The sequence below is a fragment of the Variovorax sp. DXTD-1 genome, from assembly GCF_003984625.1.
GTDB lineage: Bacteria > Pseudomonadota > Gammaproteobacteria > Burkholderiales > Burkholderiaceae_C > Variovorax.
Map to the genome: position 1 here is coordinate 1 of NZ_RWKH01000016.1, position 26,671 is coordinate 26,671.

Below are 26,671 nucleotides of genomic sequence, written 5' to 3' on the forward strand. Positions count from 1 at the left end.
AGCGGCAGCGGCCGCATCCTCAATCGTTGATGAGGTTGAGGATGTTGCCGTCCGGGTCCTTGAACCAGGCGACCTTCATGTCGCCCATGACATGGATGTCGCCTTCGAGCCGCGTATCGGGCATGTCGTAGTGCTCGAAGCGCACGCCCTTGGCCTTCAGCGCGGCCACGATGCGCTCGATGTCGCCATCGACCGGCCAGGTCACGGCCGTGGCCTGGTTGGTTCCGGCGAAGGCCGAGCGGTACACATTGATGCGCGAGGTGCCGCTGCGGTAGACGATCACCTCGTCGCCTTCCGCATCGACTTGCGTGAGTCCCAGCGTGTCTTCGTAGAAGCGGCGCGCCACGGCGAGATCTTTCACCGCGAGATTGGCAACCGCGTTGACGTTTCCAAGCATGCGAGTCTCCTGTGAAGCCCATCGTGCGGTGGAAGCGCGGCGGGCGAGCCAAAAATACTCAACCATCCGGTGAAGTATTCGACGTCCGCGGGCGGCTGTCAATCCGTCGGAAAATACCCCGCCAGCCAATAAGGGCCTCATCGCGAATGAAGAATCCACGCGGCCCCGCTTCCGGCACACTGCACCCCCGGTGCAGTGACCGCCATCCACGGCTGCAACCCCGAATCGTTCACACAAGAGACAAGCAACCTATGATCCGCAGACAACTCGGCACGCTGGCCCTCGCGCTCGCATTTCCCCTGGCTTTCACGGCGGCCACCGCGCACGCGCAGACCGCGGCCTATCCCGCGAAGCCCATTCGCATGATCGTGCCCTTCCCGCCCGGCGGCGGCACCGACATCCTGGCGCGCCTGGTGGCCCAGAAGCTCACCGAGACCAACCACTGGACCGTGGTGCCCGACAACCGCGGCGGTGCCGGCGGCACCATCGGCATTGCCGAGGCCGCGCGCGCCGCGCCCGGCGGCTACGACATCGTGATGGGCCAGAAGGACAACATGGTCGTTGCGCCCTGGCTCTACAAGAACCTGAGCTACAACCCGGTGAAAGACCTCACCGCCGTGGCCCATGTGGCCTACACGCCGGTAGTGATCGTCACGCAGGCCAACTCCAGATTCAAGACGCTCAACGACGTGGTGACCGCCGCGCGCGCCGCGCCCGACACCGTCACCTACGGCTCGCCCGGCAACGGCACCACCATTCACCTGGCCGGCGAAATCTTCAACGGCGCCGCGCAGATCAAGATGCGCCACGTGCCCTACAAGGGCTCCAATGCGGCCATGATGGACGTGCTCGCGGGCAACGTCGACCTGATGGTGTCGTCGGTGCCTTCGGCGCTGGCGCAGATCAAGGCGGGCAAGCTGCGCCCGCTGGCCGTGACCTCGGCCAAGCGCAGCACCTCGCTGCCTGACACGCCCACCGTGGCCGAGCTCGGCTACAAGGGCTTCGACGTGTCCACCTGGTACGGCCTGTTCGTGCCGGCCAAGACGCCGAAGGACGTGATCGCCACGCTGAATACGGAAGTGAACAAGCTGCTGGCCACGCCTGAAATGAAGGCCGCCATCATTGCCCAGGGCGCCGAGCCGCAGGCCATGACGCCCGAACAATTCGAGACACTGCTGAAGACCGACTACGACAAGTGGAAGGGCATCGTGCAAGCCTCCGGCGCGACTATCGAATAAGCGCCGGGCATCGCAGAATGTTGTCTCCACAACAGGCCGCATCGGCGGCATGGAGACAGCGATGGCACAGCGCAAGAATTCCAACAACGCCTTTCTGCTGAACACCGCCGCGCTGGCCGCGGCGGTGGTCGCCCTGTTGCAGGGCTGCGCGCAGACGCCGCAGCAGCAAATGGCCCCGTCGCAGGCCAGCGTGGCTGCGCATGTCGCCACCGCCACGCGCGCCGCCGGCTCCGACCTGACGGCGCTGCTGACCCTCTGCAAACCCGCTCCCGCCACCCGGCCGCCCCAGGCCGAGCTGGACAAGGGCCTGGCCGCATTCATCGCGCGGCCCGCGCCGCCGCCGGGCCAGGCATTCGACAACCTGTATTTCGTGGGTGCTGACTGGGTGAGCGCCTGGGCCATCAAGACCTCGGACGGCATCATCCTCGTCGATGCGCTCAACACCCAGGCCGAAGCCGCGGCGCTCATCGAAGGCGGCATGCGCAAGCTCGGGCTCGACCCGGCGCAGATCAAGTACGTGATCGTCACGCACGGCCATGGCGACCACTACGGCGGCGCGCCCTACCTTGCCGAGAAGTACCGCGCACGCGTGGTAATGAGCGAGGCCGACTGGACCATGACCGAGACCCGGCTCGAGTTTGCGACGCCGATCTGGGGTGCGCCGCCCAAGCGCGGTCCACGCGACATTTCGGCAAAAGACGGCGACCGCATCACGCTGGGCGACACCAGCGTCACGCTCTATCTCACCCCGGGCCACACCATGGGCACGATCTCTCCGGTGTTCGACGTCACCTCGAACGGCCAGAAGCACCGCGCCATGCTCTGGGGCGGCACGGGCTTCAACTTCGGCAAGGACGTGCCGCGGCTGGACAGCTACATCGGTGCAACGGAGCGCATGGGCGCCATCGTGCAGACCCAGCGCATCGATGTGCTGCTGTCGAACCACTCCAACATCGACGGCTCGCAAGCCAAGCTCGCCGCGCTGCGGCAGCAGCCTGCTCCGGCCGCAAACCCCTTTGTGCTCGGCACGCCCACGGTGGAGCGGTCGCTGGCGGTAATGGGCGGGTGCGCGCGGGCGCAGCGCGACAGGTTCCTGTTGCAGTGACGTTGCCCTGCTCCTTCCCCCTCTGGGGGAAGGCTGGGATGGGGGCAGTTCCTGCGCTTGAGGCTGCGCGGCAATGAAGGCCGTCGTGCCCCCGCCCCTGCCCTCCCCAGGAAGGGGAGGGAGAAAGACCGGGTCAATCCGGCGTGAACTTCTTGTTGAAGATCTCCACGTCCGATGCCAGCTCGAACGTTGCCACCTGCCCCATCTTTCCATCGCTCAGGCGGCAGGCGGAGAAAAGGCTGTAGCGGCCCTTGAAGTAGAACTCGTCCATCACGATCAGCGCGTAGGGGTACGGCACGAAGACCTGGTGCTCGAAGACGATGCGGTGCACGTTCCTCGGCGAAGGAAAGAGCTTGTAGTCGTTGGTGTCGATCGACTTTGCGGTGGCCATGTTCGTTCTCGGTTGCTTGTGCGCGGCGTTCAGGCCGGGTCGCGCACGTCGGCCACGGGGTTGCTGCCGAAATCGGCGCGCGCCAGGTACTTGAGCACCTTGGCCGCGGCGGTCTCGGGACTGTCGAGCATGCCTTCGTTCTTCAGCTTTTCGAAGCGTCCGCGGTCTGGAAACTTCTCGGCCGAGGCGCCGCGCAATTGCACCTGCATGTCGGTGTCGATCACGCCCGGCGCCAGAGACACGATGCGCGCGCCGTTCGGCAGGTGCGCCTCTTCGAGCGCCACGGCGCGCGAGTAGTGGTCCATGCCCGCCTTCGCGGCGCAGTAAGGCGCCTGGCTGCCCATGGCGTTGCGGCCCAGGCCCGACGAAATGTTCAGCACCTTGCGTGTGCCGCGCCATTCGCGGGTGGCGCCCAGGAAGGCGGCGGTCAGCAGCATCGGCGCTTCGAGGCCGATGCGCAGGGCCTGCGCCAGTTCGGCCGGCACCGCGCTCGCGAGCGGCGCCGGGTTGCCGACGGTGCCGGCGTTGTTGATCAGGGTCACGCCGTCGAAGCGCTGGCCGTCGAGTGTCTTGAGCCATGCGGAGACGCGCGCCGCCGCGGCCACAGGCTCCGACAGGTCCTGCTCCCACTGGATGAGCTCGGCGCCGGCCTTGGCGGCCAGCTCGGCCAATTGCGGGTCTTGCCTGCGCGAGATGCCGAGCACCATGTGGCCGGCCTGCAGCAGCTGCGCGGCCATGGCACGGCCCAGGCCGCGCGACGCGCCGGTAATCAGGGTGAGTTGGGAGGTAGTCATCAAAAGAACTTTCTTGAACGAAGGCGGGAGGTTAAGCGGTATGCAAACAAGGGCTCGGCGGCTCAACCGGTGCGGAACTGCGTGCGCAGGAAGTTGCGGTGCCGCGCGATGTGCTGCAGCTGTGCGGGTGCGATGGTGCCGCCAAGGTCGACCTCGTCCGCACCGTTGAGCACCGCGTTGGCGTGGGTCATGGCGCGCGCCACGACTTCTTCCTCGCTCACGCCGAGTTGCGCCGCAAGGTCGAGGGCCACGCGCCGCATGGCGCGCTGCGAGAGCATCCACATGGCGCCGAAGCGGTCCCATGCAAGAGCGGCCTCGTCGGCCTTCTCGCGCTCGGCAAGAATTTCGGCAAGCGGCTTGGCGAGCACCGCATCGAGCGCATCGAGCTTCTCGGTGAGCGCCTCGTTGCGTGCCATCGCTTCTTCGAGCGTGGGGCCGGTCTCGCCGGTGTCTGGTTTGCGCGTCTCGGGCGGCGGAACAAGGGCCGCTTCGGCATTCGCGGAAACGATCTGGAGCTGGTCTTCGAGGGTCATGAGGTTTCCGTTTCCGGTGAGGTGTTCTTCTTGTTCGATATCGCGGTCGCGCGCAGGCCCGGCAGGTCGAGCACGCGCAACCCACCGTACTCCACACGGATCAACCCCTGCGCCGAAAGGCCGTTGAGCGCCTCGTTCACGCGCTGGCGCGAAAGGCCGACGAGGTAGGCCAGCTCCTGCTGCGTGATGCGCAAGACTTCGCCCACGCCGGGGTACAGCACCGGGTTGAACAGCGACACCAGGTTGCGCGCCACGCGCGCGTCGGGGTTGTTGAGGCGGTCGATTTCCAGCGCCGCAATGAACTGGCCGAGCCGCTCGTTGAGCTGGTTCATCACAAAGCGGTTGAAGCCGATCGAGTGGTCCAGCAGCCAATGAAAGCTGTCGATCGGCAGGCCCGCCACCACGCTGCGTCGCAGCGCCTGGATGTTGTAGCGGTAGGGCTCGCGCTTCATGACCGTGCCTTCGCCGAACCATCCTCCGGGCGGTATGCCGGTGTAGGTGACGGAGCCGCCGTCGGCGTTGTCGTTGCTCATCTTGAGCAGGCCCTCGACCACGCCGAACCAGTAGGTGGGCGAGCGGCCGACGCGGCAGACCAGGTCGCCGACCTCGGCCTCGCCGACCACCAGCGCGGCTTCGGCACGGCGGCGCTCGGTGGGCGTGAGCGTGGGCAGCCACGGAATGCCGTCGAGCTCGGCGGCCTTGGCGGAGCGCACCCGATCCCTGATCGAACTGCCTGGCGTGCTGTGGTTTGAATGGCCGTGAAGCATCGGGAAACTTCGGGGAGTAGTGTCCCTAGGATTGTCGTTGGAACGACAACGCAGCGTCAAAGTGAGGCCTACGATCCGCCCACTGTGCAAACCACCGACCCCACCTTTCCCCGCCTGCTGCTCGCGCACGCCCAGGCCCAGCCCGATGCGCCCGCCGTCCGCGAGAAGGACCTTGGCATCTGGCAAACCTGGAGCTGGAGCGCCGTGGCCCAAGAGGTGCGCGAGATGGCCTGCGGCCTCGCGAGCCTGGGCTTCAAGCCCTTCGACAACCTGTCCATCGTCGGCGCCAACCGCCCGCACCTGTACATGGCGGTGCTCGCGGCGCAGAGCCTGCGCGGCGTGCCGGTGCCGCTCTACCAGGACGCGGTGGCCAGCGAAATGGTCTTCATGCTGCAGGACGCGGCCATCGACTTCGTGATCGTCGAAGACCAGGAGCAGGTCGACAAGCTGCTCGAATGCCGCGAGCTGCAAAAGAACGAGCAGCACGGCATCCGCCACATCATCTACGACGACCCCAAGGGCCTGCGCCACTACGACCAGCCCGGGCTCATGAGCTACGACCAGTTGCGCGAACTGGGCCGCGCCTTCGACAAGGCCAACCCCGGCTACTACGACCGCGCGGTGGCCAGCGGCGAGGCGGTCGACGTCGGCGTGATCCTCTACACCTCCGGCACGACCGGCCGGCCCAAGGGCGTGTGCCAGACGCATGCGAGCTTCATTGCGGCGGGCCGCGGCGGCGTGGAAACCGACAAGCTCGGCCCCGGCGACAACATCATGAGCTACCTGCCGATGGCGTGGGTGGGCGACCACCTGTTCTCGGTGGCGCAGTGGCTGGTGGGCGGCTTCACGCTCAACTGCCCCGAGTCGAGCGAAACGGTGATGAACGACATGCGCGAGATCGGGCCAAGCTACTACTTCGGCCCGCCGCGCACCTTCGAAGGCCTGCTCACGGCCGTGTCGATCCGCATGGAAGACGCGGCGGCGCCCAAGCGCTGGCTGTACGCAAAGTTCATGGCGCTCGCGCAGCGCGTGGGCGCGGACATTCTCAACGGCGCGCCGGTGGGCACGGGCGATCGGCTCATGTACGGCCTGGGCAACCTGCTGGTGTACGGGCCGCTGCGCAACGTGCTGGGCATGAGCCGCATCCGCGTGGCCTACACAGCCGGCGCGGCCATCGGGCCCGACCTGTTCCGCTTCTACCGCTCCATCGGCGTCAACCTGAAGCAGTTCTACGGCCAGACCGAGACCTGCGCCTACGTGTGCCTGCAGCAGGACGGCAAGGTCAAGCTGCAAACGGTGGGCACCGCCGCGCCGGGCATCGAACTGAAGATCGCCGACGACGGCGAGGTGCTGGTGCGCGGCGTGTCGGTGCTCAAGGAGTACTACAAGCGCCCCGACGCCACCGCCGAAGTGCTCGATGCGAACGGCTACTTCCACACCGGCGACGCTGGCGTGCTCGACAGCGAAGGCCACCTGCGCATCATCGACCGCGCGAAGGACGTGGGCCGGCTCGTGAGCGGTGCGATCTTTGCGCCCAACTACATCGAGAACAAGCTCAAGTTCTTCCCGCAGATCAAGGAAGCCGTGTGCTTCGGCAACGGGCGCAGCGAGGTCTGCGCGGCCATCAACATCGACTTCGAGGCCGTGGGCAACTGGGCCGAGCGGCGTGGCCTGGCCTACGGCGGCTATGTCGACCTGGCCGGCAAGCCCGAGGTGCTGACGCTGGTGGGCGAATGCATCGCCAAGGTGAATGCCGACCTTGCGAGCGAAGACGGCATGGGCGAGACGCAGATCGCGCGCTTCCTGGTGCTGCACAAGGAGCTCGACCCCGACGACGACGAGCTCACCCGCACGCGCAAGGTGCGCCGCGGCTTCATCGCCGAGAAATACGCGGTGCTTGTCGATGCGCTCTACGGCCGCAAGACCGAGCAGTACATCGAGACCCAGGTCAAGTTCGAGGACGGACGCACGGGGGTTGTCAGCGCCACGCTGAAGATCGTCGGGGCCCAGACCTTCCCCATCGTGAAGGCCGCCGCATGAGCAACCGAAAGATTGGCGACGTCATCCTCGACGTCCAGAACATCTCCTTGAGCTTCGGCGGTGTGAAGGCGCTCACCGACATCAGCTTCAACGTGCGCGAGCACGAGGTGCGGGCCATCATCGGCCCCAACGGCGCGGGCAAGAGTTCGATGCTGAACTGCATCAACGGCGTGTACTGGCCGCAGCAGGGTTCCATCACCTTTCGAGGCCAGACCTTCAAGCACATGAACTCGCGCCAGGTGGCCGAGATGGGCGTGGCGCGCACCTTCCAGAACCTGGCGCTCTTCAAGGGCATGAGCGTGCTCGACAACATCATGACGGGCCGCAACCTCAAGATGAAGAGCGGCCTGTTCGCGCAGGCGCTGCGCTGGGGCCCGGCCGAGCGCGAAGAGCTGAAGCACCGCGAGTTCGTCGAGCACATCATCGACTTTCTCGAGATTCAGGCGCACCGCAAGACGCCCGTGGGCCGCCTGCCCTACGGCTTGCAAAAGCGCGTCGACCTGGGCCGCGCGCTGGCCATGGAGCCGCAGGTGCTGCTGCTCGACGAGCCGATGGCCGGCATGAACGTGGAAGAAAAGCAGGACATGAGCCGCTTCATCCTCGACGTGAACGACGAGTTCGGCGCCACCATCGTCCTCATCGAGCACGACATGGGCGTGGTGATGGACATCTCCGACCGCGTGGTGGTGCTCGACTACGGCAAGAAGATCGGCGACGGCACGCCCCACGAGGTGCGCAACAACGAAGACGTCATCCGGGCGTACCTGGGTGTGGAGCACTGACATGGGCTTTTTTCTAGAGACACTGTTTGGCGGCCTCATGGTCGGCATGCTCTATTCGCTGATCGCGATTGGCTTCGTGCTGATCTACAAGGCCTCGGGCGTGTTCAACTTCGCGCAGGGCGCCATGGTGCTGTTTGCGGCGCTGGCCATGGCGCGCTTTGCCGAGTGGTTTCCGCAGTGGTTCGGCTTCGAAAGCCAGATCCTCGCGAACATCCTGGCCTTTGTCGCGGCCATGGGCGTGATGGTGATCGTGGCCTGGCTCATCGAGCGGCTTGCGCTGAGCAAGCTGGTGAACCAGGAAGGCATCACGCTGCTGATGGCCACGCTGGGCATCGCCTACTTTCTCGACGGCGTGGGCCAGACGATCTTCGGCAACGACATCTACAAGATCGACGTGGGCATGCCCAAGGAACCGCTGATGGTGCTGCAGGGCACCTTCCCCGGCGGGCTGCTGCTGAGCCAGGAAGACCTGATCGCCGCGCTGGTGGCCGCGGGCCTTGTGGTCGTGCTGGCCATCTTCTTCCAGAAGACCGCCACGGGCCGTGCGCTGCGCGCGGTGGCCGACGACCACCAGGCCGCGCAGTCCATCGGCATTCCGCTCAAGCGCATCTGGGTGATCGTGTGGTCGGTGGCCGGCTTCTCGGCACTGGTGGCCGGGATCATCTGGGGATCGAAGCTGGGCGTGCAGTTCTCGCTTTCGCTGGTGGCACTGAAGGCGCTGCCGGTGGTGATTTTGGGCGGGCTCACCTCGATTCCGGGCGCCATCATCGGCGGCCTGCTGATCGGCGTGGGCGAGAAGCTTTCTGAAATTTATCTCGGCCCCATGCTCGGTGGCGGCATCGAGATCTGGTTTGCCTACGTTCTTGCCCTGGTCTTCCTGCTGGTTCGCCCGCAAGGCCTGTTCGGCGAGAAGATCATCGATCGGGTTTGAGATGTTCTATAGAGAAAACGGCCAATTCAAGTCGAGCTACAGGGCCGACCAGCAGATCTTCCCGATCGCGCAGGACCGCATCGCCATCCTGGTGCTGCTGCTCGTGGCTTTCATCGTGGTGCCGCTGGGCGTGTCCGACTACTGGATGCGCGCCATCCTCACGCCCTTTCTCATTCTTTCGCTCGCCGCGCTGGGCCTCAACATCCTGGTCGGCTACTGCGGGCAGATCTCGCTGGGCACCGGTGCCTTCATGGCGGTGGGTGCGTATGCGGCCTACAACTTCCAGGTGCGCATCGACGGCATGCCGCTGATTGCATCGCTGCTGCTCGGCGGCCTGTGCGCCACGATCATCGGCGTGCTGTTCGGTATTCCCAGCCTGCGCATCAAGGGGCTGTACCTCGCGGTGGCCACGCTGGCGGCGCAGTTCTTTACCGACTGGGCGTTTCTTCGCATCCAGTGGTTCACCAACAATTCGTCCTCAGGTTCGGTGAGCGTGGCGGGGCTCAACGTGTTCGGCGTGCCGATCGAGTCGCCGGTCCAGAAGTACCTGTTCTGCCTGGTCTTCGTGGTGGTGTTCGCGCTGCTTGCCAAGAACCTGGTGCGCAGCGCCATCGGCCGCGAGTGGATGGCCATGCGCGACATGGACGTGGCCGCCGCGGTGATCGGCATTCGCCCGGTGTACGCCAAGCTCACGGCCTTTGCGGTGAGCAGCTTCATCGTCGGCGTGGCCGGCGCGCTGTGGGGCTTCATTCACCTGGGCGCCTGGGAGCCCGCGGCCTTCAGCATCGACCGCTCGTTCCAGCTGCTCTTCATGGTGATCATCGGCGGGCTCGGCTCGATCATGGGCAGCTTCTTCGGCGCCGCGTTCATCGTGCTGCTGCCGCTCTTTCTGAACCAGCTGCCCGGGTGGCTGGGCTTCTCGATCTCTACCGCGCTGGCCTCGCACCTGGAGACCATGATCTTCGGCGCGCTGATCGTGTTCTTCCTGATCGTGGAGCCGCACGGCCTTGCAAGGCTGTGGTCCACCGGCAAGGAGAAATTGCGGCTCTGGCCCTTCCCCCACTGATTTTTTGACTCGTTCGTAGAAACCGGCACAGAGGTGCCCACATAAGGAGACAGGCATGAAACTGAAATCGCTCGCTCTGACCGCCGCCCTGGTGGCCGGCACCGCCGGCACGCTGCTTGCGCCATCGCTCGCGCAAGCCCAGGCCAAGGAACAGTTCTTCCCGCTGCTGGTGTACCGCACCGGGCCCTATGCGCCCAACGGCACGCCATGGGCCAACGGCAAGCAGGACTACATCAAGTACGTCAACGCCGCAGGCGGCATCAACGGCGTGAAGATCGCATACGAGGAATGCGAAACCGGCTACGCCACCGACAAGGGCGTGGAGTGCTACGAGCGCCTGAAGGGCCGGCCCGGCGTGACGCTGTTCGACCCGCAGGCCACCGGCATCACCTTTGCGCTGACCGACAAGGTGCCCACCGACAAGATCCCGCTCATCACGCTGGGCTACGGCCTCTCGGCGTCGCAGGACGGCAGCGTGTTCAAGTGGAACTTCCCGCTGATGGGCAGCTACTGGACCGCGGCCGACATCCTGATCCAGCACATCGGCAAGAAGGAAGGCGGCATGGACAAGCTCAAGGGCAAGAAGATCTCCCTTGTCTATCACGACTCGCCTTTCGGCAAGGAGCCGATTCCGCTGCTGCAGGAGCGCGCCAAGCAGAACGGCTTCGAGCTGTCGCTCATCCCGGTCACCGCGCCCGGCGTGGAGCAGAAGTCCGCCTGGCTGCAGGTGCGCCAGTCGCGGCCCGACTACGTGCTGCTGTGGGGCTGGGGCGTGATGAACTCCACCGCGCTGAAGGAAGCCGTGGCCACGGGCTACCCACGCGAGAAGATGTACGGCGTGTGGTGGGCCGGCGCCGAGCCTGACGTGAAGGACGTGGGCGCCAATGCCAAGGGCTACAACGCGCTGGCGCTCAACACCTCGGGCACCGAGCCCAAGGTGATCCAGGAAATCCTCAAGCAGGTGCACGACAAGGGCCAGGGCACGGGGCCGAAGGAAGAAGTGGGCTCGGTGCTCTACACGCGCGGCGTGATCATCCAGATGCTCGGCGTCGAAGCGGTGAAGCGCGCGCAGGAGCGCTTCGGCAAGGGCAAGGTCATGACGGGCGAGCAAGTGCGCTGGGGCATGGAGAACCTGGCGCTCGACCAGAAGAAGCTCGACTCGCTCGGCTTCTCGGGCGTGCTGCGTCCGCTGAGCACGTCGTGCCAGGACCACATGGGATCGACCTGGGCGCGCGTGCACACCTGGGACGGCGCCAAGTGGGGCGGCATGTCCGACTGGTACCAGGCCGACGAGCAGATCATCAAGCCGATGGTGAAGGTTGCGGCCGAGAAGTACGCGGGCGAGAAGAAGCTCACCCGCCGCGATGCGGCCGACTGCAGTTCCTGATCACTAGTTGATGAACCGTGGCGGCTCGCAAGAGCCGCCATTCGCAAGAACAGCCTCTTTGCTGTCGTTGTTCTTTCGAATGCTTCGGACCACACCATGAGCGAATCCAAAATCCTTCTCGACGTCAACGGCATCGAGGTCATCTACAACCACGTGATCCTCGTGCTGAAGGGCGTTTCGCTCACAGTGCCCGAGGGCGGCATCGTGGCGCTGCTCGGCGGCAACGGCGCGGGCAAGACGACCACGCTGCGCGCCGTGAGCAACCTGCTCGCGGGCGAACGCGGCGCGGTGACCAAGGGCACCATCGAGTTGCGCGGCGAGCGCATCGAGGCGCTCTCGCCCTCCGAGCTGGTGAAGCGCGGGCTGATCCAGGTGATGGAAGGCCGCCACTGCTTCGCGCACCTGACGATCGAGGAAAACCTCATGACCGGCGCCTACACGCGCACCGACGGCAAGGCGGCGGTGCAGCAGACGCTGGAGAAGGTGTACGCGTACTTCCCGCGCCTGAAGACGCGCCGCACATCGCAGGCGGCCTACACCTCGGGCGGCGAGCAGCAGATGTGCGCCATTGGCCGCGCGCTGATGGCCAACCCGACGATGGTGCTGCTCGACGAGCCCTCGATGGGCCTGGCGCCGCAGATCGTCGAGGAAGTGTTCGAGATCGTGAAAGACCTGAACACCAAGGAGCGCGTGACCTTCCTGCTGGCGGAGCAGAACACCAACATGGCGCTGCGTTATGCCGACTACGGCTACATCCTGGAGAACGGCCGCATCGTGATGGACGGCGAGGCCAAGAGCCTGCGCGAGAACGAGGACGTGAAGGAGTTCTACCTTGGCGTCGGCGGTGCGGACCGGAAGAGTTTTCGCGACGTGAAGAGCTACAAGCGGCGCAAGAGGTGGCTGGCGTGAAGCCCTTTCGTGGTTTGGGGTGCTCCTGTTCAGGGGGCGCACCCGCCGACTGGGTACCTTTCTCCGCGAATGTCCCCCGCCCTTCGGCCTCCTCCTTTATTTCGCTGCGCAAGGCACCCCATCGACGTGCGCGTTATGAGCGATGGTCGTTGATCGGCCGCACACCAACAGCGTGCCCAAGTGCACAGGGCATCGGGTGCTCCGCACAGCGAAATAAAGGAGGAGGCCGAAGCCCGGGGGACATTCGCGGAGGGGAGTACCCGGTGGCCTTTGCACAAGCCCTGAAGGCTCCCGCACAGCGCCCGCAAACCAGCCTCACGGAATAACAGAACTGAAAGATGAAGGGTACGGACATGACCGACCACTACGACAAGCTAGAAATCCGTGACCCCGCCGAACGTGAGCGCGACCTCCTGGCTGCGTTGCCGAAGCAGATTGCGCAGGCCCAGACCGCCGCGCCCGCTTTCGCAAAGATCCTCGACGGCGTAAAGCCCGCCGACATCACGACACGCGAAGCACTCGCCAGGCTGCCCGTCACGCGCAAGACCGAACTGCTCGAACTGCAGAAGCAGCGCCGCGCCGACGATCCCTTCGGCGGCTTCTCGACCATCGGCCGCGGCACCCGCATGCCCCGCGTGTTCGCAAGCCCCGGCACCATCTACGAGCCCGAAGGCGAAGCACGCGACTATTGGCGTACCGCGCGTGCATTGCATGCAGCGGGCTTTCGCACCGGCGAGCTCATTCACAACAGCTTCAGCTATCACATGACGCCGGCCGGCTCCATCATGGAGAGCGGCGCTCGTGCCATGGGTTGCACCGTGTTTGCGGGCGGCACCGGCCAGACCGAGCAGCAGCTCGAAGCCATGGTCGACCTGAAGCCCGAAGGCTATGCGGGCACGCCGAGCTTCCTGAAAATCTTGCTGGAGAAGGCCGAAGAGAAAGGCCTGAAGTTGCCCTCGCTCACCAAGGCGCTTGTTTCCGGCGAAGCCTTTCCGCCCAGCCTGCACGACTGGATTGCCGCGCACGGCGTGAAGGGCACCCAGTGCTATGCCACTGCCGACCTCGGCCTCATCGCTTATGAGACCAGCGCACGTGAAGGCCTGGTGATCGACGAAGGCGTGCTGGTCGAGATCGTGCGTCCCGGCACCGGAGATCCGGTGCCCGACGGCGAGGTGGGCGAGATCGTGGTGACCACCTTCAACCCCGACTATCCGCTGGTGCGCTTCGGCACCGGAGACCTCTCCGCGGTGCTCGCGGGCACCTGCCCCACGGGCCGCACCAACAAGCGCATCAAGGGCTGGCTCGGCCGGGCCGACCAGACCACCAAGGTGCGCGGCATGTTCGTGCATCCTTCGCAGGTCGCCGAAATCGCTCGGCGCTTTCCGGAGATCGTGCGTGCGCGCCTCGTGGTGTCGGGCGAGATGGGCGACGACCAGATGACCTTCAGGCTCGAGTGCGCCGGCGCGCCGGCCGGGCTCGATGCGCGCATTGCCGATGCGGTGCGCGAAGTGACCAAGCTGCGCGGCACCATCGAGCTGGTGGCGCCGGGCACGCTGCCGAACGACGGCAAGGTGATCGAGGACGCGCGCAGCTACAAGTAGCGGCGGTAGAAGCGGCGCGTGATGGCGCGCACCAGCACCACCAGCAGCACCAGGTAGACCGCTGCCATTGCAACGGCGAGCATCAAGAGGTTGCCGTCGCTGCCGCGGCCCGAAAAGCTCACGCTGGCAACCCACACCAGCCCGCCGACCGCGAGGGCGATGCAGACCGCCTGCAGCAGGCCAAAAGCCGTGACCGCCGCCGCCACGGCCCTGAAGGGACGCGCTTGCGCGGGCGCCGGTGCGGCACCGAGCCATGCGCCCCAGAACGCCAGCCCATGGACCAGCAGCGGCACCGCGAGCCAGCCGAGAAGAAGCGGCACCAGGTCGGAGTCCCTCGACGTGTCGACCCAGCCGCTCGCGACGTTGCCGATCCACATCTGCAGCGAGACGAACATCGCGGCGATCACGAGCGCCACCGCGCGGCGGGTCGGTGCCGCGGCGGCGGGCGTTTCATCCTCGATGGCCATGCCGCGCTCGCGCAGCGCGAAACGGGCGGCAAGCCACACGCTCGCAACGAGAACAATCATCTGGATGACCGACTGCACCAGCATCGACATGGCCATGATCGAGCGCAGGCCGTACATGTCGACCGTCTCGTGCAGCGAGCCGCCCGGCATGAAGAGCACCTGCGCCTGGTAGAAGAGCGGCGTCAATGCAAGCGCATTGACGACCATCGCCGGCAGGAACACGGCGGCAAAACGGCTCGTTGGACTGCGAAGCTGCGCAACACGGGCGGCGCCGCGCTCGTCGAGCGCCTTGCGCGCATGGCACCACGCCAGCGTGGCGGCCAGCAGCCACACCGTGGCAACGCGGGACAGCAGCGGAACCCACACGCCCGGCTGCGCGTACACCCTGCGCATCTGCTCGCTGTGCGGCGATGAAGGCAGCAGCTGCACCGTCATGTTCACGATGAAGAGGGCCGCATCGATCGCCACCACGATCCATGCGAAGTCTCTGGGCAGGCGCTGCGCGCGCTCGAAAGATGGGGATGCCGCCATACGATGGGAATACTTTCGCCTTGATGAATCCGTCGCCCGGCGTGCGTGGGCCGGGCGATTCGAAAACGGCGAGCGTACCGGAACGCGGCGGCAATCCGGAGCCCACGCGATGCGGCCTGCTTGAGCTCAGTGCGCGAGCGCGGCCTCGGCCTCTTCAGGCGCGGGCCCCACGTACACCGATTGCGGCCGTATCAACCGCCCCTTCTTCACCTGCTCGCGCGCATGCGCAATCCATCCGCTCACGCGGCCGGCGGCGAACACGCAGGTGAAGCTCTCGCGGCCGAAGCCCAGGGCTTCGAGCAGCAGCGCGGTGTAGAACTCCACATTGGTTTCCAGGGCGCGGCCGGGCTTCTTCTCGCGCAGGATGGCGAGCGCTGCTTGCTCGGCGGCCTCTGCCAGTTCAAAACGCGCGACATTGACGCCGCCATCGACGCTCAAACGTCGCAGCGCCCCCTTCAGCGCATCGGCGCGCGGATCGCGCACGCGGTAGATGCGATGGCCGAAGCCCATCAGCCGCTGGCCGCCGGCCACGGCCGCTTCGAGCCACGCACGGGCATTGGCCGCGGTTCCGATGGCGTCGAGCGCGTCGAGCACCGGGCCCGGCGCACCGCCATGCAGCGGCCCCTTGAGCGCACTGATGCCGGCGAGCACCGCCGACGCAAGCCCAGCGCCGGTCGAGGCCACCACGCGCGCGGCAAAGGTCGACGCATTCAAGCCGTGGTCGCACACGGTGACCAGGTAGGTGTCGAGCGCGGCGACCTGCGCCTCGGTGGGTGTGCGGCCGTGCAGCATGCGAAGCATGTCGGCAGCCTGCGGCAGCGCTTCGTCGGGTGCGAGTGCCTGCACGCCCAGCCGCCAGCGCATCACCGCTGCGGTGTAGATCGCGGGCGCCGCCACCAGCCGCAGCGCGGTGGGCAGGTCGTCGCCGTCGGGCAGGCGCGCGAGCAGGGCGCGAACCGCTTCGATGGGCGGCAGCTTGCGCAGCATGGCTTCGTCATTGGGTTGCAGCCGCTCGAAGGCCTCGCGCCGTGCGCGGCCCAGCCCTGCGCGCAGGCCGGCTGCGTCGGGCAGTTTGTCGACGAAGCCCTGGAACAGCAGCGCCACCGCGTCTTCGTAGCGCCAGTGCTGCGCGATTTCATCGAGCTCATGGCCACGGATCACCAACCGGCCGGCGGCGCCGTCCACTTCGGACAGCACCGTGTGCGCGGCCACCACGCCTTCGAGGCCGCCATCTTCGTCGTTCATTTCTTGCATTCCTTGATGAGATGGCGTTCATTCTGTCGGCGCTAATATTGACGTCAATCTTGATTTATTCCATCAACATGACCAAACCACCGCTCTGGTTGCCCGCTGCCGAAGCACTCGAACTGATGCAGGTGCGCCCGCAGACGCTCTACGCCAGCGTGAGCCGCGGCCGCATCCGGGCCAAGCCCGATGCGGCGGACCCGCGCCGCAGCCTCTATCACCGTGACGACGTGCAGCGCATTGCCGCGCGCACGCGCGGGCGGCGCAGCAGCGAGGCGGTGGCAAGCGAAGCCATTCAATGGGGCGAGCCGGTGCTGGCGTCCGCCGTATCCACGGTGGCCGAGGGGCGGCTCTGGTACCGCGGGCAGGACGCCTGCCTGCTGGCGGAGCATGCGACGCTGGAAGACGTGGCGGGGCTGCTGTGGGAGAGCGCACCGCCGCGCTTCGCATGCACTGACTCCTTATCGGTGAACAGCACAGAGCAAGCGACGCCCCTGCAGGCCGGTCTGCTCGCACTCGCGGCGCGCGCCGCGGTCGATCCGCCCTCGCGCGGCCGCTCGCGCGCGGTGCTGCAGGCCGAGGCCGCGGAAGCGATCGGTACGCTCGCTGATGCACTGCTGGGCCCGGCCTCTTCCGCCGCCCTGCCCTTGCATGCGCGGCTTGCCGCGGCATGGCGCCGCCCCAAAGCGGCCGACGCATTGCGCCGCGCACTGGTGCTGATGGCCGACCACGAACTCAACGCGTCGACTTTCGCGGCGCGCGTGACCGCATCGACCGGTGCTTCGATGGCGGCGTGCCTGCTCACCGGACTTTCGACTCTCACAGGTCCGTTGCATGGCGGCGCCGCGGCGGCGGTCCAGGCGCTCGTGCGCAGCGCCGCCGCGTCGGGCAGCGAGGCCGCGGTGCGCGAGTGGCTCGCGCACGACCGGCCGCTCGCGGCTTTCGGCCATCCGCTCTATCCGCAAGGCGACGCGCGCAGTGCGGCGCTGCTCGCGGGCATCGAGCTTCCACCCGTGTTCGCGGAGCTGCGTGCCGCGGGCGAAAGGCTGCTGGGCGAAGCGGTGAACATCGACTTCGCGCTGGTGGCCATGGCAGCCGTGCACAAGCTGCCGGCCGATGCGCCGTTCACGATTTTCGCGCTCGCGCGCACAGTCGGCTGGGCGGCCCACGTGCTCGAGCAGCAGGCCACAGGGCAACTGATAAGGCCGCGTGCGCGCTACACAGGGCCGGGGTTCACGCGCTGAACGCAGCAGAACCCTTTTCAGCCCGCATCAATGAATGGCGTCTTCGTAGGCGAGTTCGAACACCTTCGTCATCTCGCGGTTGAATGCCGGCAGGTCATCGGGTTTGCGGCTCGTCACCAGGTTCTGGTCGACCACCACTTCCTTGTCGAACCACTGCGCGCCGGCGTTCTGCAAGTCTGCGCGCAGCGACGGCCACGAGGTCAACTTGCGGCCCTTGACGCCGCTCGCGTCGATGAGCGTCCACGGGCCGTGACAGATGGCGGCAATGGGTTTGCCCGCTTCGACGAATGCGCGCACGAAGGCCACGGCCTTCTGGTCGATGCGCAGCGCATCGGGGTTGACGACACCGCCGGGCAAAAGCAGTGCATCGAAATCATCGGCATTGGCGTTCTTGAGCGGCACGTCGACTTCGAAGGTGTCGGCCGGGTCGAGGTGTTTCCAGGCGCGCACGCTGCCATCGAGCGGCGAAACGATCTGCGTCTGTGCGCCGGCGGCGTCGAGCGCCTTGCGCGGCTCGGTCATCTCGGCTTGCTCGAAGCCGTCCGACACGAGAATGGCAACCTTCATTCCGTCGAGTGAAGATGAAATAACGGGCATGGGTGAAGACTCCTTAGACAAGAGTTCACCCTAAAGCCCGCCCCCGCGCCGTGCATCGGCACCAGCCGGGTCCGCCTGTCGGACAGTTCGACAGGCGGAAAACTTCTCTTACGCTTGGCCTGCCGTTACTTGCGGCAAGAAACCGGCAAGGCTTTTTGCGACAGGTCGTCGCCGGCCACGCAGTTCCAGGAAATGCCGTCTTCGGTCGCCGATGGCTCCATGCGCAGCGTGCCCTTTGCCTTGGGGAGCTCCACGTCGACCACCATGGTGTCTGTGTCGAGCGTCAGCACCGAGCCGCCGGGCAAGGACTCTGGCGCGCCGGCGGTTGCAAGCGATTCGGGAATCTCCTGCTTCTCCTTGTAGTAGTTGCCGAGCGCTTCGCGCACCGGTGCGGCTTCCGACCAGGCCTGCGAAACCGCGGCGCGCGACTCGTACTCCTTGTAGGCCGGCAGGGCCACCGCAGCGAGCACGCCGATGATGGCCACCACCACCAGCAGGCCGAGCGCGCCGCCGCCGGCGCGGCCGGTGTAGGGCACAAAGATCGCGAGCACATACGCCAGCGGATTGCGGCTCGGCAACTTGGCGGCCGGGTCGATGGTGCGCGCCACGCGCTTGGTGAGCCACGGATAGCCGGCGATCAGTTCATGGAACGAGGCCCAGAAACCGCTGTTGCCGGCCGATTGGTTGGCATAGCGCTGCAGGTCGACATTGCGCCATTGCTGCGCGCCGGCCGCCAGTGCCACGAGTGCGCGGGGTGGGGAGTCGGCCTGCTCGCAGCAGGCGGCGCCGTGCAGGTCGCAGGTGTATTCCTGCGCGCGCGAATAGGCGGCGCCGAGCAGCGGAATCCAGAGCACCGGTGCGCGCCAGATGTGGCCCGTGAGGTGGCCACGGCGGATGTGGCCGAGTTCGTGGCCGATGTAGAAGTTGATGCCGTCGGGCTGCGCTTCCATGGCGTCGACCACGTCGGACAGCAGCACGACGAAGTTGCGGCCGAAAAAGCGCGTGGCAAAGGCATTGAAGATGCCGTCGCCGTGCAGCAGGTAGGCCTCGGGCGGCTCCTGGATGCCGAGATAGCCGCAGCACGCCTGGAAGCGTGCATGCAGTTCAGGCAGCTGCGTGGGCGAAAGCTTGACGGCCGTGCCCTTGATCCAGGCGATGACGGCAGATTGCGCGAACACGTAGCCGATGAAACCGAGCAGCACATAAATGAGTGCAATGCCGAAAGTGCCGAACACCAGCGCCGCCCAGACCAGCAGGCCGAGCCCGAGCGTGATGTTGCCGAGCCAGCGCTCGCGCGGATAAACCCAGGGGTCCATTGAAATTCCTCCTCGATGCGGCCTTGGGCCAGCAGTGTTGTGGTTATTTTTCGCGCCCCCTCAGGCGCGAGTTGCGAGCGCGCATCATGCCCCAGGAAAGGGCATATTTCGGGCCCACCCTAAGGGCTATTCGCTAGATGTCAGGTCGCGGTCAGCCCTTATGATCGCGGCCATTTTCAATTTCACCGTCTCGGGAGACACCATGAAGAAACTGCTTGCACTCACGGCACTTGCCGCTGCCGCCCTCGGCGTCCACGCCCAGGATTTCCCCGCAGGCAAGACCGTCACCATCGTGGTGCCGTTCACGGCCGGCGGCCCGACCGACCGGGTGGCCCGCGACCTGGCCGAATCCCTGCAGAAGACCCTCGGCGCGACCATCGTGGTGGACAACACCGCGGGCGCCGGCAGCTCCATCGGCACCGCCAAGGTGGCCCGCGCCGCACCGGACGGCCACACGCTGCTGCTGAACCACATCGCCATGTCGACCATGCCGGCGCTGTACCGCAAGCTGCCGTTCAACGTGGAGAACGACTTCGAATACCTCGGCATGGTCAATGAAGTGCCGATGACGCTGATCGGCAAGCCGGGCCTGCCGGCCAACAACTACAAGGAACTGACGGGCTGGATCGAGGCCAACAAGGGCAAGATCAACCTCGGCAACGCCGGCCTGGGCGCTGCCTCGCACCTGTGCGGCCTGCTGTTCCAGAGCGCGCTCAAGACCGAGATGACGCCGGTTCCCTACAAGGGCACGGCGCCGGCCATCGCCGACCTGCTGGGCGGCCAGATCGACCTGTTGTGCGACCAGACCACCAACACCACGTCGCAGATCGAAGCCAAGAAGGTCAAGGCCTATGCCGTGACCACGTCCAAGCGCCTGACCACGCCGGCGGTGCTGAAAGACCTGCCCACGCTCTCCGAATCGGGCCTGAAGGACTTTGAAGTGACCATCTGGCACGGCGTGTACGCGCCCAAGGGCACGCCGGCGCCGGTGCTGAAGAAGCTCAACGAAGCCATCAAGGCCGCCATGAAGGACCCGGGCTTCATCAAGCGCCAGGAAGGCCTTGGCGCTGTGATCACGACCGACAAGCGCGTCGAGCCGGCCGAGCACAAGAAGTTCGTCTCGGCTGAAATCGCCAAGTGGGGCCCGATCATCAAGGCCGCCGGCGTGTACGCCGACTGATCGTTTTCGAATCTTCGGACAAGTAAAAAAGCCGCCGGACCTCAGGTCCGGCGGCTTTTTTTAATGCTGCGGCTCGTTGCTTTACTTGGGCCGGATCGCGTCCGCCGTGCCCTGGATGAAGGCCTTGATGCTCTCGATGTCGTCGCTCGAGAGCTTGCCCGTGAAGTCGGGCATGCCGCGCGCCATGGCCGGGCCCTTGAGGATGAACTTGTCGAGGTTCTCGATGTAGGCCGCATCCATGTAGCCGAGGTTCGGAATGTTGCCGCCCCGGTCCACACCCGGCACGCCGTGGCAGAACACGCAGTTGCTCACGTACAGCATGGTGCCGGCCTGGACCTTGGCGGGGTCGTACTTCACGCCCTGCACCAGCTTGTCCATGCGGTACTGCACGAAGTCGGGCATCTTGGCGGTGCCGCCGATCGCGAAGGTGTAGACCGTACCCGGCCCCTGCCGCTCGGTGGCGCGCTGCGCGAGGCCATAGACGCCGCCCCAGCCCACCGCGACCGACACGTACTGCCTGCCGTCGACCATGTAGGTCGACGGGGCCGCGACCACGCCGGTGCCGGTGGGTGTTTCCCAGAGCTTCTCGCCGGTCCTGGCGTTGTAGGCCAGCAGGCGCCCGTCCGCCGTGCCCTGGAACACCAGGTTACCCGCGGTCGTGAGCGTGCCGCCGTTCCACGGCGAGCCGTAGTCGACGCCCCACGCCTCCTTCTGCGCCACCGGGTCCCAGGCCACCAGCCGGCCGAAGGGCTTGCTCTTGGGCGGCTCGGCATTGGCGAACATGGCGGTGTTCCAGCCCATGGCGCCGTGCGGACGGCCAGGCACGTTCTGGTCGAACTTCCAGTCTTTGTCGTCCATGAGATTGAGCGGCACGTGCTGCGCGGGCACATAGGCCAGGCCCGTCTGCGGGTTGAACGACATCGGGTGCCAGTTGTGCGCGCCGAAGGGCCCGGGAATGCTGTCGCCGGGCTTTTCGTTCTGGCGCGCGGCGGCAATCTCGATCGGGCGGCCGTTGGTGTCGTAGCCGGTGGCCCAGTTCACCTCGACAAAATTCTTGGCCGAGATGAACTTGCCGTTGGTGCGGTCGATGACAAAGAAGAAGCCGTTCTTCGGCGCATGCAGGATCACCTTGCGCGGCTTGCCGCCGATCTGGATGTTGGCCAGGATCATGGGCTGGGTCGAGGTGTAGTCCCAGTTGTCGCCGGGCGTTTCCTGGTAGTGCCACACGTACTTGCCGGTGTCGGGGTTGAGGGCCACCACCGAGCCGAGGTAGAGGTTGTCTCCGCCGCCGGGACTGCGCTTGCTGCGCGCCCACGGCGAGCCGTTGCCGGTGCCCACGTACATCAGGTTGAGCTCGGGATCGAAGGCGAAGGTGTCCCACGCGGTGCCGCCGCCGCCGGCCTCCCAGTACTTGCCGCTGGGGTCCCAGGTCTTGGCCGCGCGCGCCATCGACTCGTCCTCGAAGGGCTTGGACGGATCGCCCGGCACGGTGAACCAGCGCCACTTCTGCTCGCCGGTGGCGGCATCGTAGGCCGTGACGTAGCCGCGCACGCCGTACTCGGCGCCGCCGTTGCCGATGATGACCTTGCCCTTGAAGACGCGCGGCGCGCCGGTGATGGTGTAGGAGCCCTTCTGTCCCTCGATGGTGTTTTTCTCCCAGACCTTCTGGCCCGTGGCCGCATCGAGCGCGATGAGGCGCCCGTCGTACGCGCCGACGTAGACCTTGCCCTCGTACAGCGCCACGCCGCGGTTCACCACGTCGCAGCAGCCCCTGAAGCCCTTGGACTTGTCGACCTGCGGATCGAAGGTCCAGAGCCGCTGCCCGGTGCGCGTGTCGACGGCATGCACCACGCTCCACGAGGCCGTGACGTACATGATGCCGTCCACCACCAGCGGCGTGGCCTCCACGCCGCGCGTGGACTCCAGGTTGTACGACCACACCAGGCCGAGCTGCTTCACGTTGCCGGCGTTCACCTGGTCGAGCTTGCTGAAGCGCGTCTCGGCGTAGTCGAGGCCGTAGCTTGGCCAGTCGGGTGTCTTCTTCCGGGCCGCGTTGGCGCGGATGAAATCGCCGTTCACCTTCTTGACGGCAGCGCCCGCGCGGTCTTGTGCGCTGGCGGAACCCTGCGCGGTGGCCATCGGCGCGCACAGGCTCAGCAATGCACCGGCAAGCGCAAGCAAGCCGGAGTGGATCTTTTTCATCGTGAGTCTCCTTTGTGCCGCAAGGATCGTTTTTGCCGTCCTTGCGTTCACCTTCGGGATTTCCCCAGTCCGGCGCTGTTCCATTGCGGAACACATTCGCAGGGGTCAGCAACTCCCCTTCGTCCCCTCCGATTACCCACTCCGAGGAGCAGCGAACAGCATGGCTTTCGAAAGGCTGGGCAAGGCCAACGCGCCGCGCCAACTCTTTTCAACGACGCCGGCGCAGCGCGTGGCGCTCGCGCGGCAGCAGTTCTTCGAGGAAGGCGTGCGGCCTTCGGGGCTGGTCGGCGAAGCGGTGATCCAGTCGTGGCTGCGCTGCACCCGCACGCACAGCGACAGGCAGCGCATCGTTCCCTTCGACGCGGTCACGCCCAGCCGGCTGCACGCCACGCTGGCGCGCAACCGCGAGCTGCTCGAAGTGGCGCGGCAGGAACTCGCGAGCATGGAAAGCGCGCTCGCGGGCACCGATTGCCGCGTGATCCTGACCGACGGCGAAGGCGTGGTGGTGCATGTCACGCAGCAGCCGGCCGCCGCATACCAGCCGGTGCTGCGCAAGACGGCGCGCGTGGGCGTGAACATTTCCGAGCGCATCGTCGGCACCACCGCGCCCGGCATCGTGGCGACCACCGGGCAGGCCTGCACCGTCGATGGGGCGGAGCACTACTTCGACGTGCTGTCGCAGATGCAATGCGCCGCAGCGCCCATTCGCGGCGTGACCGGCCAGCTCGCCGGCGTGCTCGACATCACGATGGAAGCGCGGCGCTTCGGTTTCGACGCGGCGTCGATGGTGGCGCTGTACGCGACGATCATCGAGAACCGCTTGCTGCAGGCGCAGTCGCGCGACCACCTGATCTTGCGCTTTCAGGCCAGCCCCAACCTGCTCGGCACGCCGATGGAAGCGCTGGCCGGCGTGGCGCCAGACGGCACCATTGCCTGGCTCAACGGCGCCGGCGCGCGGCTGATCGGCCGCCTGCCCGAAGACAGCTGCGAGCGCGACGTCGAATCGATGCTGGGCCACGATCTGGCGAGCCTGCTCAGGCTGGGCCGTCGCGAGTCCGCGCAGCCGATGCGCTTGGCGAGTGGCCTCGGTGTTTGGGTGCAGGCGCGGCTGAAGGCTGCGGACGGCGCGGACTTCAGGCACGCGGTGGCCATGCCCGGCGAGGCGGCGCCGGTGTTGCCGATCGAACCTGCAGCCGCGATGAAGGCGCCTGCGGCAGAAGGTTGCGCGGACCCGGCCATGCCGAACCCCATGCACGCGGAAGCGGCGCACGGTGAGACCCTGCGCGAGCACAGCCGCAAGCTGATCGAGGAAGCACTGGCGGCGCAAGGCGGCAACGTGTCGCAGGCGGCGCGCCAGCTCGGCGTGTCGCGCGGCACGCTGTACCGGCGCTTGCGCGGCTGGCGCGAAGAGGACGGCCAGGGCGCGCCGCTCGCCGCCGGCTGAACCCTCAGCGCTTGGGCAATGCGTAGGCGATCACATGATCGCCCGTGCGCGTGCCGAGCGAGCCATGGCCGCCCGCGGCCACCACCACGTATTGGCGTCCGTCGCTGCCGGTGTAGGTCATGGGCGTGGCCTGTCCGCCGGCGGGCAGGCGGCTGCGCCATAGCTCCTTGCCGTTGGCGACGTCGTAGGCGCGCAGGTAGTAGTCGAGCGTGCCCGACAAGAAGGCCACGCCACTGGCCGTCATGATCGGCCCGCCGAGGCTGGGCACGCCCATCGCAAAGGGCAGCGGCAACGGCGAACTGTCGCGCACGGTGCCGTTCTTGTGCTTCCATACCACCCTGCCGGTGCGCAGGTCCGCCCCCGCCACGTGGCCCCAGGGCGGCGCCTGGCACGGCAGGCCCAGCACCGAGGTGAAGGCGCTGAGCTGCACCGCGAACGGCGCGCCGAAGTTCTCGTTGAGCGCGGGCAGGCTGTCGTTGGGACGGTCCTTGCCTTGCACGTAAAGCGAGGTGTCGTCCTTGCGCGGAATGAGCTTGGACACGAAGGCCAGCGAAGCGGGCGTGGTGAAGGCCATCTGCCGCTGCGGATCGACCGCGACGCTGCCCCAGTTGAAGACGCCGAAGTTGCCCGGGTAGATCAGCGAGCCTTCGGTCGAAGGCGGCGTGTAGCGGCCCTCGTAGCGCAGGCGATGGAATGCGATGCGGCACGCGAGCTGGTCGAACACGGTGCCGCCCCACATGTCGGCCGGCGTGAGCGCGGGCGGATCGAAAGACAGGTCCGACACGGGCTGCGTGAGCGAGGTGTGGTCGCCTTCGGCCGGGCCTTGCGGCGCGGGCCGCTCATGCACGTTCACCACCGGCTTGCCGTCGCGCCGGTCGAGCACGAACAGCTCGCCTTGCTTGGTGGGCTGCACCAGCGCAGGCACCGTCTCGTTGCCGACGCGCAGGTCGATGAGGCTGGGCTGCGAGGGAACGTCGTAGTCCCACAGGTCGTGGTGCACGGTCTGGAAGCTCCAGCGCACGCGGCCGGTGGCCAGGTCGAGCGCCACCACCGACGACGAGTAGCGCTCGGCCCCTTCGGTACGCTTGCCGCCCCACTGGTCGGGCGGCTGGTTGCCCATGGGCACGTAGACCATGCCCAGCGCCTCGTCGACGCTGGAGATCGACCAGCTGTTGGGCGAGTTGGCGGTGTACGTGCGGTCGGCCGCGATGGGCGCGGTGTCGTCGGGGTTGCCCGAATCCCAGTTCCACACCAGGGCGCCGGTATCGATGTCGAAGGCGCGGATCACGCCCGAGGTCTCCTGGGTCGAGACGTTGTCGAGCACGGTGCCGCCGACGATGATGAGCGAGCGCGTCACGACCACCGGAGAAGTCGAATAGTACGAACCCGGCTTCACATTGGGCATGTTCTTCCAGAGATCGATCTGCCCGGTGCCGCCGCCGAAGCGCATGCAGGGCTTGCCGCTCTCGGGATTGAGCGCGAGGATGCGGCCATCCGCAGTGGGCATGAAGAGCTTGGCGTCGCAATCGCCACCGGCGGGTGCGGGTGCTGGCGCAGCGGGTGCCGGCGTAGCAGTGGAAACAGCCGCGGGCCGAACGGCACTGCCCGGGTCATACGAAAGGCCGCGGCAGGTCAGGTGCTGCAATGCGAGCGGGCGGCGAATCTCGGGCGTGTAGCGCCACAGCTGTTCGCCGGTGGTCGCGTTCAGCGCCACCACCGACTGGTGCGGCGTGCAAAGAAAAAGCCGCTCGCCGATTTTCAGCGGCGTGACCTCGAAGGTCGTCTCCTCGGGGTCGCCGCTCTGCCCGCGCACGTCGCCGGTGCGAAAGTGCCACGCCTCCTGAAGCTGGCCGACATTGGCCGGCGTGATCTGGTCGAGCGCCGAATAGCGCTGGCCCATGGCGTTGCCGCCATAGGCGGTCCAATCCTGCTTGGCGGGCGGCGGGCTGGCCGGTGTGGCGGCGGCCACAGGTGCCGTGGGTGCGGGCATGGTGCCTTCCACGCGCGTGGGGTCGCGCGTCCACGAGACCACCGCGGCCAGCAGAAAGGCCAGCAGCACCACGCCGAGAAAACCGCGCGCGGGCGCCACGCCAACGGCATTGCGGCGCGCGAGTGCGCGCGCCACCCACGGCGTGAGCAGGAACACGCCGATCACGAAGAACACATCGCCACGCGCCGCCAACGGCCACCAGTCGAAGCCCACCTCCCACAAGGCCCACGCCAACGTGACTGCCACCACGAGCGCATAGACCCACAGGCCCGCGCCGCCTCCGCGCGGCAGCAGCACCGCGGCAACGATGAGTCCGAGCCCCGCGGCCAGGTAGTACCAGGAGCCGCCGAGCACGACGAGCCATGCGCCCGCCGCAGCCAGCGGCAGGCCCGCAAGGCCGATGACGACGGCAGTGACAGTCAGCAGCGTGGAAGATGGCGCACGTAGGCGCGCGGCGGCATCGGCCATGGCATGAAGCTCCTTGTTGTTCCCGGGTTCTCGGAGACTGCGAAGT

23 protein-coding genes are annotated in these 26,671 nt (G+C 66.8%); 12 read left to right on the forward strand and 11 right to left on the reverse strand.

Translation table 11 applies throughout. The features are described 5' to 3' along the window. Positions 1-19: 19 nt before the first annotated feature. Complete coding sequence (locus EJI00_RS15900; protein ID WP_126748479.1) at positions 20-397, reverse strand: VOC family protein; 378 nt, start codon at positions 395-397, stop codon at positions 20-22. Between the two features lie 251 nt (positions 398-648). On the opposite strand from EJI00_RS15900, the gene EJI00_RS15905 reads away from it, so the two are divergent. Together EJI00_RS15905 and EJI00_RS15910 are read left to right on the forward strand one after the other, a co-directional pair. Then, positions 649-1,635 (forward strand): tripartite tricarboxylate transporter substrate binding protein, encoded by a 987-nt coding sequence (locus EJI00_RS15905; protein ID WP_126748480.1) that lies wholly within the window; start codon positions 649-651, stop codon positions 1,633-1,635. A gap of 61 nt (positions 1,636-1,696) precedes the next feature. Beyond that, positions 1,697-2,740: an MBL fold metallo-hydrolase gene (locus EJI00_RS15910; RefSeq protein ID WP_126748481.1), complete on the forward strand. Its 1,044-nt coding sequence runs from the start codon at positions 1,697-1,699 to the stop codon at positions 2,738-2,740. A 133-nt stretch (positions 2,741-2,873) separates the two neighbouring features. On the opposite strand, the gene EJI00_RS15920 is transcribed toward EJI00_RS15910, so the two are convergent. From EJI00_RS15920 to EJI00_RS15935, 4 genes are all read right to left on the reverse strand, one after another. Continuing rightward, complete coding sequence (locus EJI00_RS15920) at positions 2,874-3,131, reverse strand: hypothetical protein (protein ID WP_126748482.1); 258 nt, start codon at positions 3,129-3,131, stop codon at positions 2,874-2,876. Positions 3,132-3,160: 29 nt separating this feature from the next. Then, positions 3,161-3,925 carry an SDR family NAD(P)-dependent oxidoreductase gene (locus EJI00_RS15925; protein ID WP_126748483.1) on the reverse strand — a complete coding sequence of 255 codons (765 nt, stop codon included), beginning with the start codon at positions 3,923-3,925 and terminating at the stop codon, positions 3,161-3,163. Between the two features lie 62 nt (positions 3,926-3,987). Beyond that, positions 3,988-4,458, reverse strand: coding sequence for a hypothetical protein (locus EJI00_RS15930; protein WP_126748484.1), 471 nt, complete (start codon positions 4,456-4,458; stop codon positions 3,988-3,990). Then, positions 4,455-5,225 (reverse strand): Crp/Fnr family transcriptional regulator, encoded by a 771-nt coding sequence (locus EJI00_RS15935; protein WP_126748485.1) that lies wholly within the window; start codon positions 5,223-5,225, stop codon positions 4,455-4,457. Before EJI00_RS15935 ends, EJI00_RS15930 begins: the two co-directional genes overlap by 4 nt. Positions 5,226-5,309: 84 nt before the next feature. Between EJI00_RS15935 and EJI00_RS15940 the strand changes: the two genes are divergently transcribed. The 7 genes from EJI00_RS15940 to EJI00_RS15970 all read left to right on the forward strand — a co-directional run bounded on the left by EJI00_RS15940 (position 5,310) and on the right by EJI00_RS15970 (position 13,941). Then, on the forward strand, positions 5,310-7,265 hold the full coding sequence (locus tag EJI00_RS15940; RefSeq protein ID WP_126748486.1) for an AMP-dependent synthetase/ligase: 1,956 nt from the start codon (positions 5,310-5,312) through the stop codon (positions 7,263-7,265). After that, the gene (locus tag EJI00_RS15945; protein WP_126748487.1) at positions 7,262-8,047 is read left to right on the forward strand and encodes an ABC transporter ATP-binding protein; all 786 of its coding nucleotides are present in this window, start codon (positions 7,262-7,264) and stop codon (positions 8,045-8,047) included. Before EJI00_RS15940 ends, EJI00_RS15945 begins: the two co-directional genes overlap by 4 nt. 1 nt (position 8,048) lies before the next feature. Next, a complete protein-coding gene (locus tag EJI00_RS15950; protein WP_126748488.1) occupies positions 8,049-8,978 on the forward strand; it encodes a branched-chain amino acid ABC transporter permease in 930 nt (309 codons plus the stop codon). Position 8,979: 1 nt separating this feature from the next. Next, on the forward strand, positions 8,980-10,044 hold the full coding sequence (locus tag EJI00_RS15955) for a branched-chain amino acid ABC transporter permease (protein ID WP_126748489.1): 1,065 nt from the start codon (positions 8,980-8,982) through the stop codon (positions 10,042-10,044). A gap of 55 nt (positions 10,045-10,099) precedes the next feature. Next, positions 10,100-11,431 carry an ABC transporter substrate-binding protein gene (locus tag EJI00_RS15960; RefSeq protein ID WP_126748490.1) on the forward strand — a complete coding sequence of 444 codons (1,332 nt, stop codon included), beginning with the start codon at positions 10,100-10,102 and terminating at the stop codon, positions 11,429-11,431. A 96-nt stretch (positions 11,432-11,527) separates the two neighbouring features. Continuing rightward, entirely contained in the window at positions 11,528-12,340 is an 813-nt protein-coding gene (locus EJI00_RS15965; protein WP_126748491.1) for an ABC transporter ATP-binding protein, read from the forward strand. 353 nt (positions 12,341-12,693) lie between these two features. Then, positions 12,694-13,941, forward strand: coding sequence for a phenylacetate--CoA ligase family protein (locus EJI00_RS15970; protein WP_126748598.1), 1,248 nt, complete (start codon positions 12,694-12,696; stop codon positions 13,939-13,941). On the opposite strand, the gene EJI00_RS15975 is transcribed toward EJI00_RS15970, so the two are convergent. Both EJI00_RS15975 and EJI00_RS15980 read right to left on the reverse strand, forming a co-directional pair. After that, a complete protein-coding gene (locus EJI00_RS15975) occupies positions 13,932-14,939 on the reverse strand; it encodes a hypothetical protein (RefSeq protein WP_126748492.1) in 1,008 nt (335 codons plus the stop codon). The genes EJI00_RS15970 and EJI00_RS15975 overlap by 10 nt on opposite strands. Before the next feature lie 126 nt (positions 14,940-15,065). Beyond that, positions 15,066-16,184, reverse strand: a complete 1,119-nt coding sequence (locus EJI00_RS15980; RefSeq protein ID WP_126748493.1) for a citrate synthase/methylcitrate synthase — start codon at positions 16,182-16,184, stop codon at positions 15,066-15,068. A 77-nt stretch (positions 16,185-16,261) separates the two neighbouring features. On the opposite strand from EJI00_RS15980, the gene EJI00_RS15985 reads away from it, so the two are divergent. Continuing rightward, positions 16,262-17,428, forward strand: a complete 1,167-nt coding sequence (locus tag EJI00_RS15985; protein WP_126748494.1) for a citrate synthase — start codon at positions 16,262-16,264, stop codon at positions 17,426-17,428. A gap of 27 nt (positions 17,429-17,455) precedes the next feature. Here EJI00_RS15985 and EJI00_RS15990 read toward each other — a convergent pair whose 3' ends face one another. Next, a complete protein-coding gene (locus EJI00_RS15990; protein ID WP_126748495.1) occupies positions 17,456-18,025 on the reverse strand; it encodes a type 1 glutamine amidotransferase domain-containing protein in 570 nt (189 codons plus the stop codon). Positions 18,026-18,150: 125 nt separating this feature from the next. Continuing rightward, positions 18,151-19,341 carry a M48 family metalloprotease gene (locus EJI00_RS25545; protein WP_126748496.1) on the reverse strand — a complete coding sequence of 397 codons (1,191 nt, stop codon included), beginning with the start codon at positions 19,339-19,341 and terminating at the stop codon, positions 18,151-18,153. A 202-nt stretch (positions 19,342-19,543) separates the two neighbouring features. Here EJI00_RS25545 and EJI00_RS16000 point away from each other — a divergent pair, with 202 nt between their 5' ends. Continuing rightward, positions 19,544-20,521 carry a tripartite tricarboxylate transporter substrate-binding protein gene (locus tag EJI00_RS16000; protein ID WP_126748497.1) on the forward strand — a complete coding sequence of 326 codons (978 nt, stop codon included), beginning with the start codon at positions 19,544-19,546 and terminating at the stop codon, positions 20,519-20,521. Between the two features lie 81 nt (positions 20,522-20,602). Here the strand turns inward: EJI00_RS16000 and EJI00_RS16005 are convergent, their stop codons facing one another. After that, a complete protein-coding gene (locus tag EJI00_RS16005) occupies positions 20,603-22,723 on the reverse strand; it encodes a PQQ-dependent dehydrogenase, methanol/ethanol family (RefSeq protein WP_126748498.1) in 2,121 nt (706 codons plus the stop codon). A gap of 160 nt (positions 22,724-22,883) precedes the next feature. Between EJI00_RS16005 and EJI00_RS16010 the strand changes: the two genes are divergently transcribed. Further along, positions 22,884-24,167: a helix-turn-helix domain-containing protein gene (locus tag EJI00_RS16010; protein WP_126748499.1), complete on the forward strand. Its 1,284-nt coding sequence runs from the start codon at positions 22,884-22,886 to the stop codon at positions 24,165-24,167. Between the two features lie 4 nt (positions 24,168-24,171). On the opposite strand, the gene EJI00_RS16015 is transcribed toward EJI00_RS16010, so the two are convergent. After that, positions 24,172-26,625, reverse strand: a complete 2,454-nt coding sequence (locus EJI00_RS16015; protein ID WP_126748500.1) for a glucose/quinate/shikimate family membrane-bound PQQ-dependent dehydrogenase — start codon at positions 26,623-26,625, stop codon at positions 24,172-24,174. Positions 26,626-26,671: the final 46 nt, after the last annotated feature.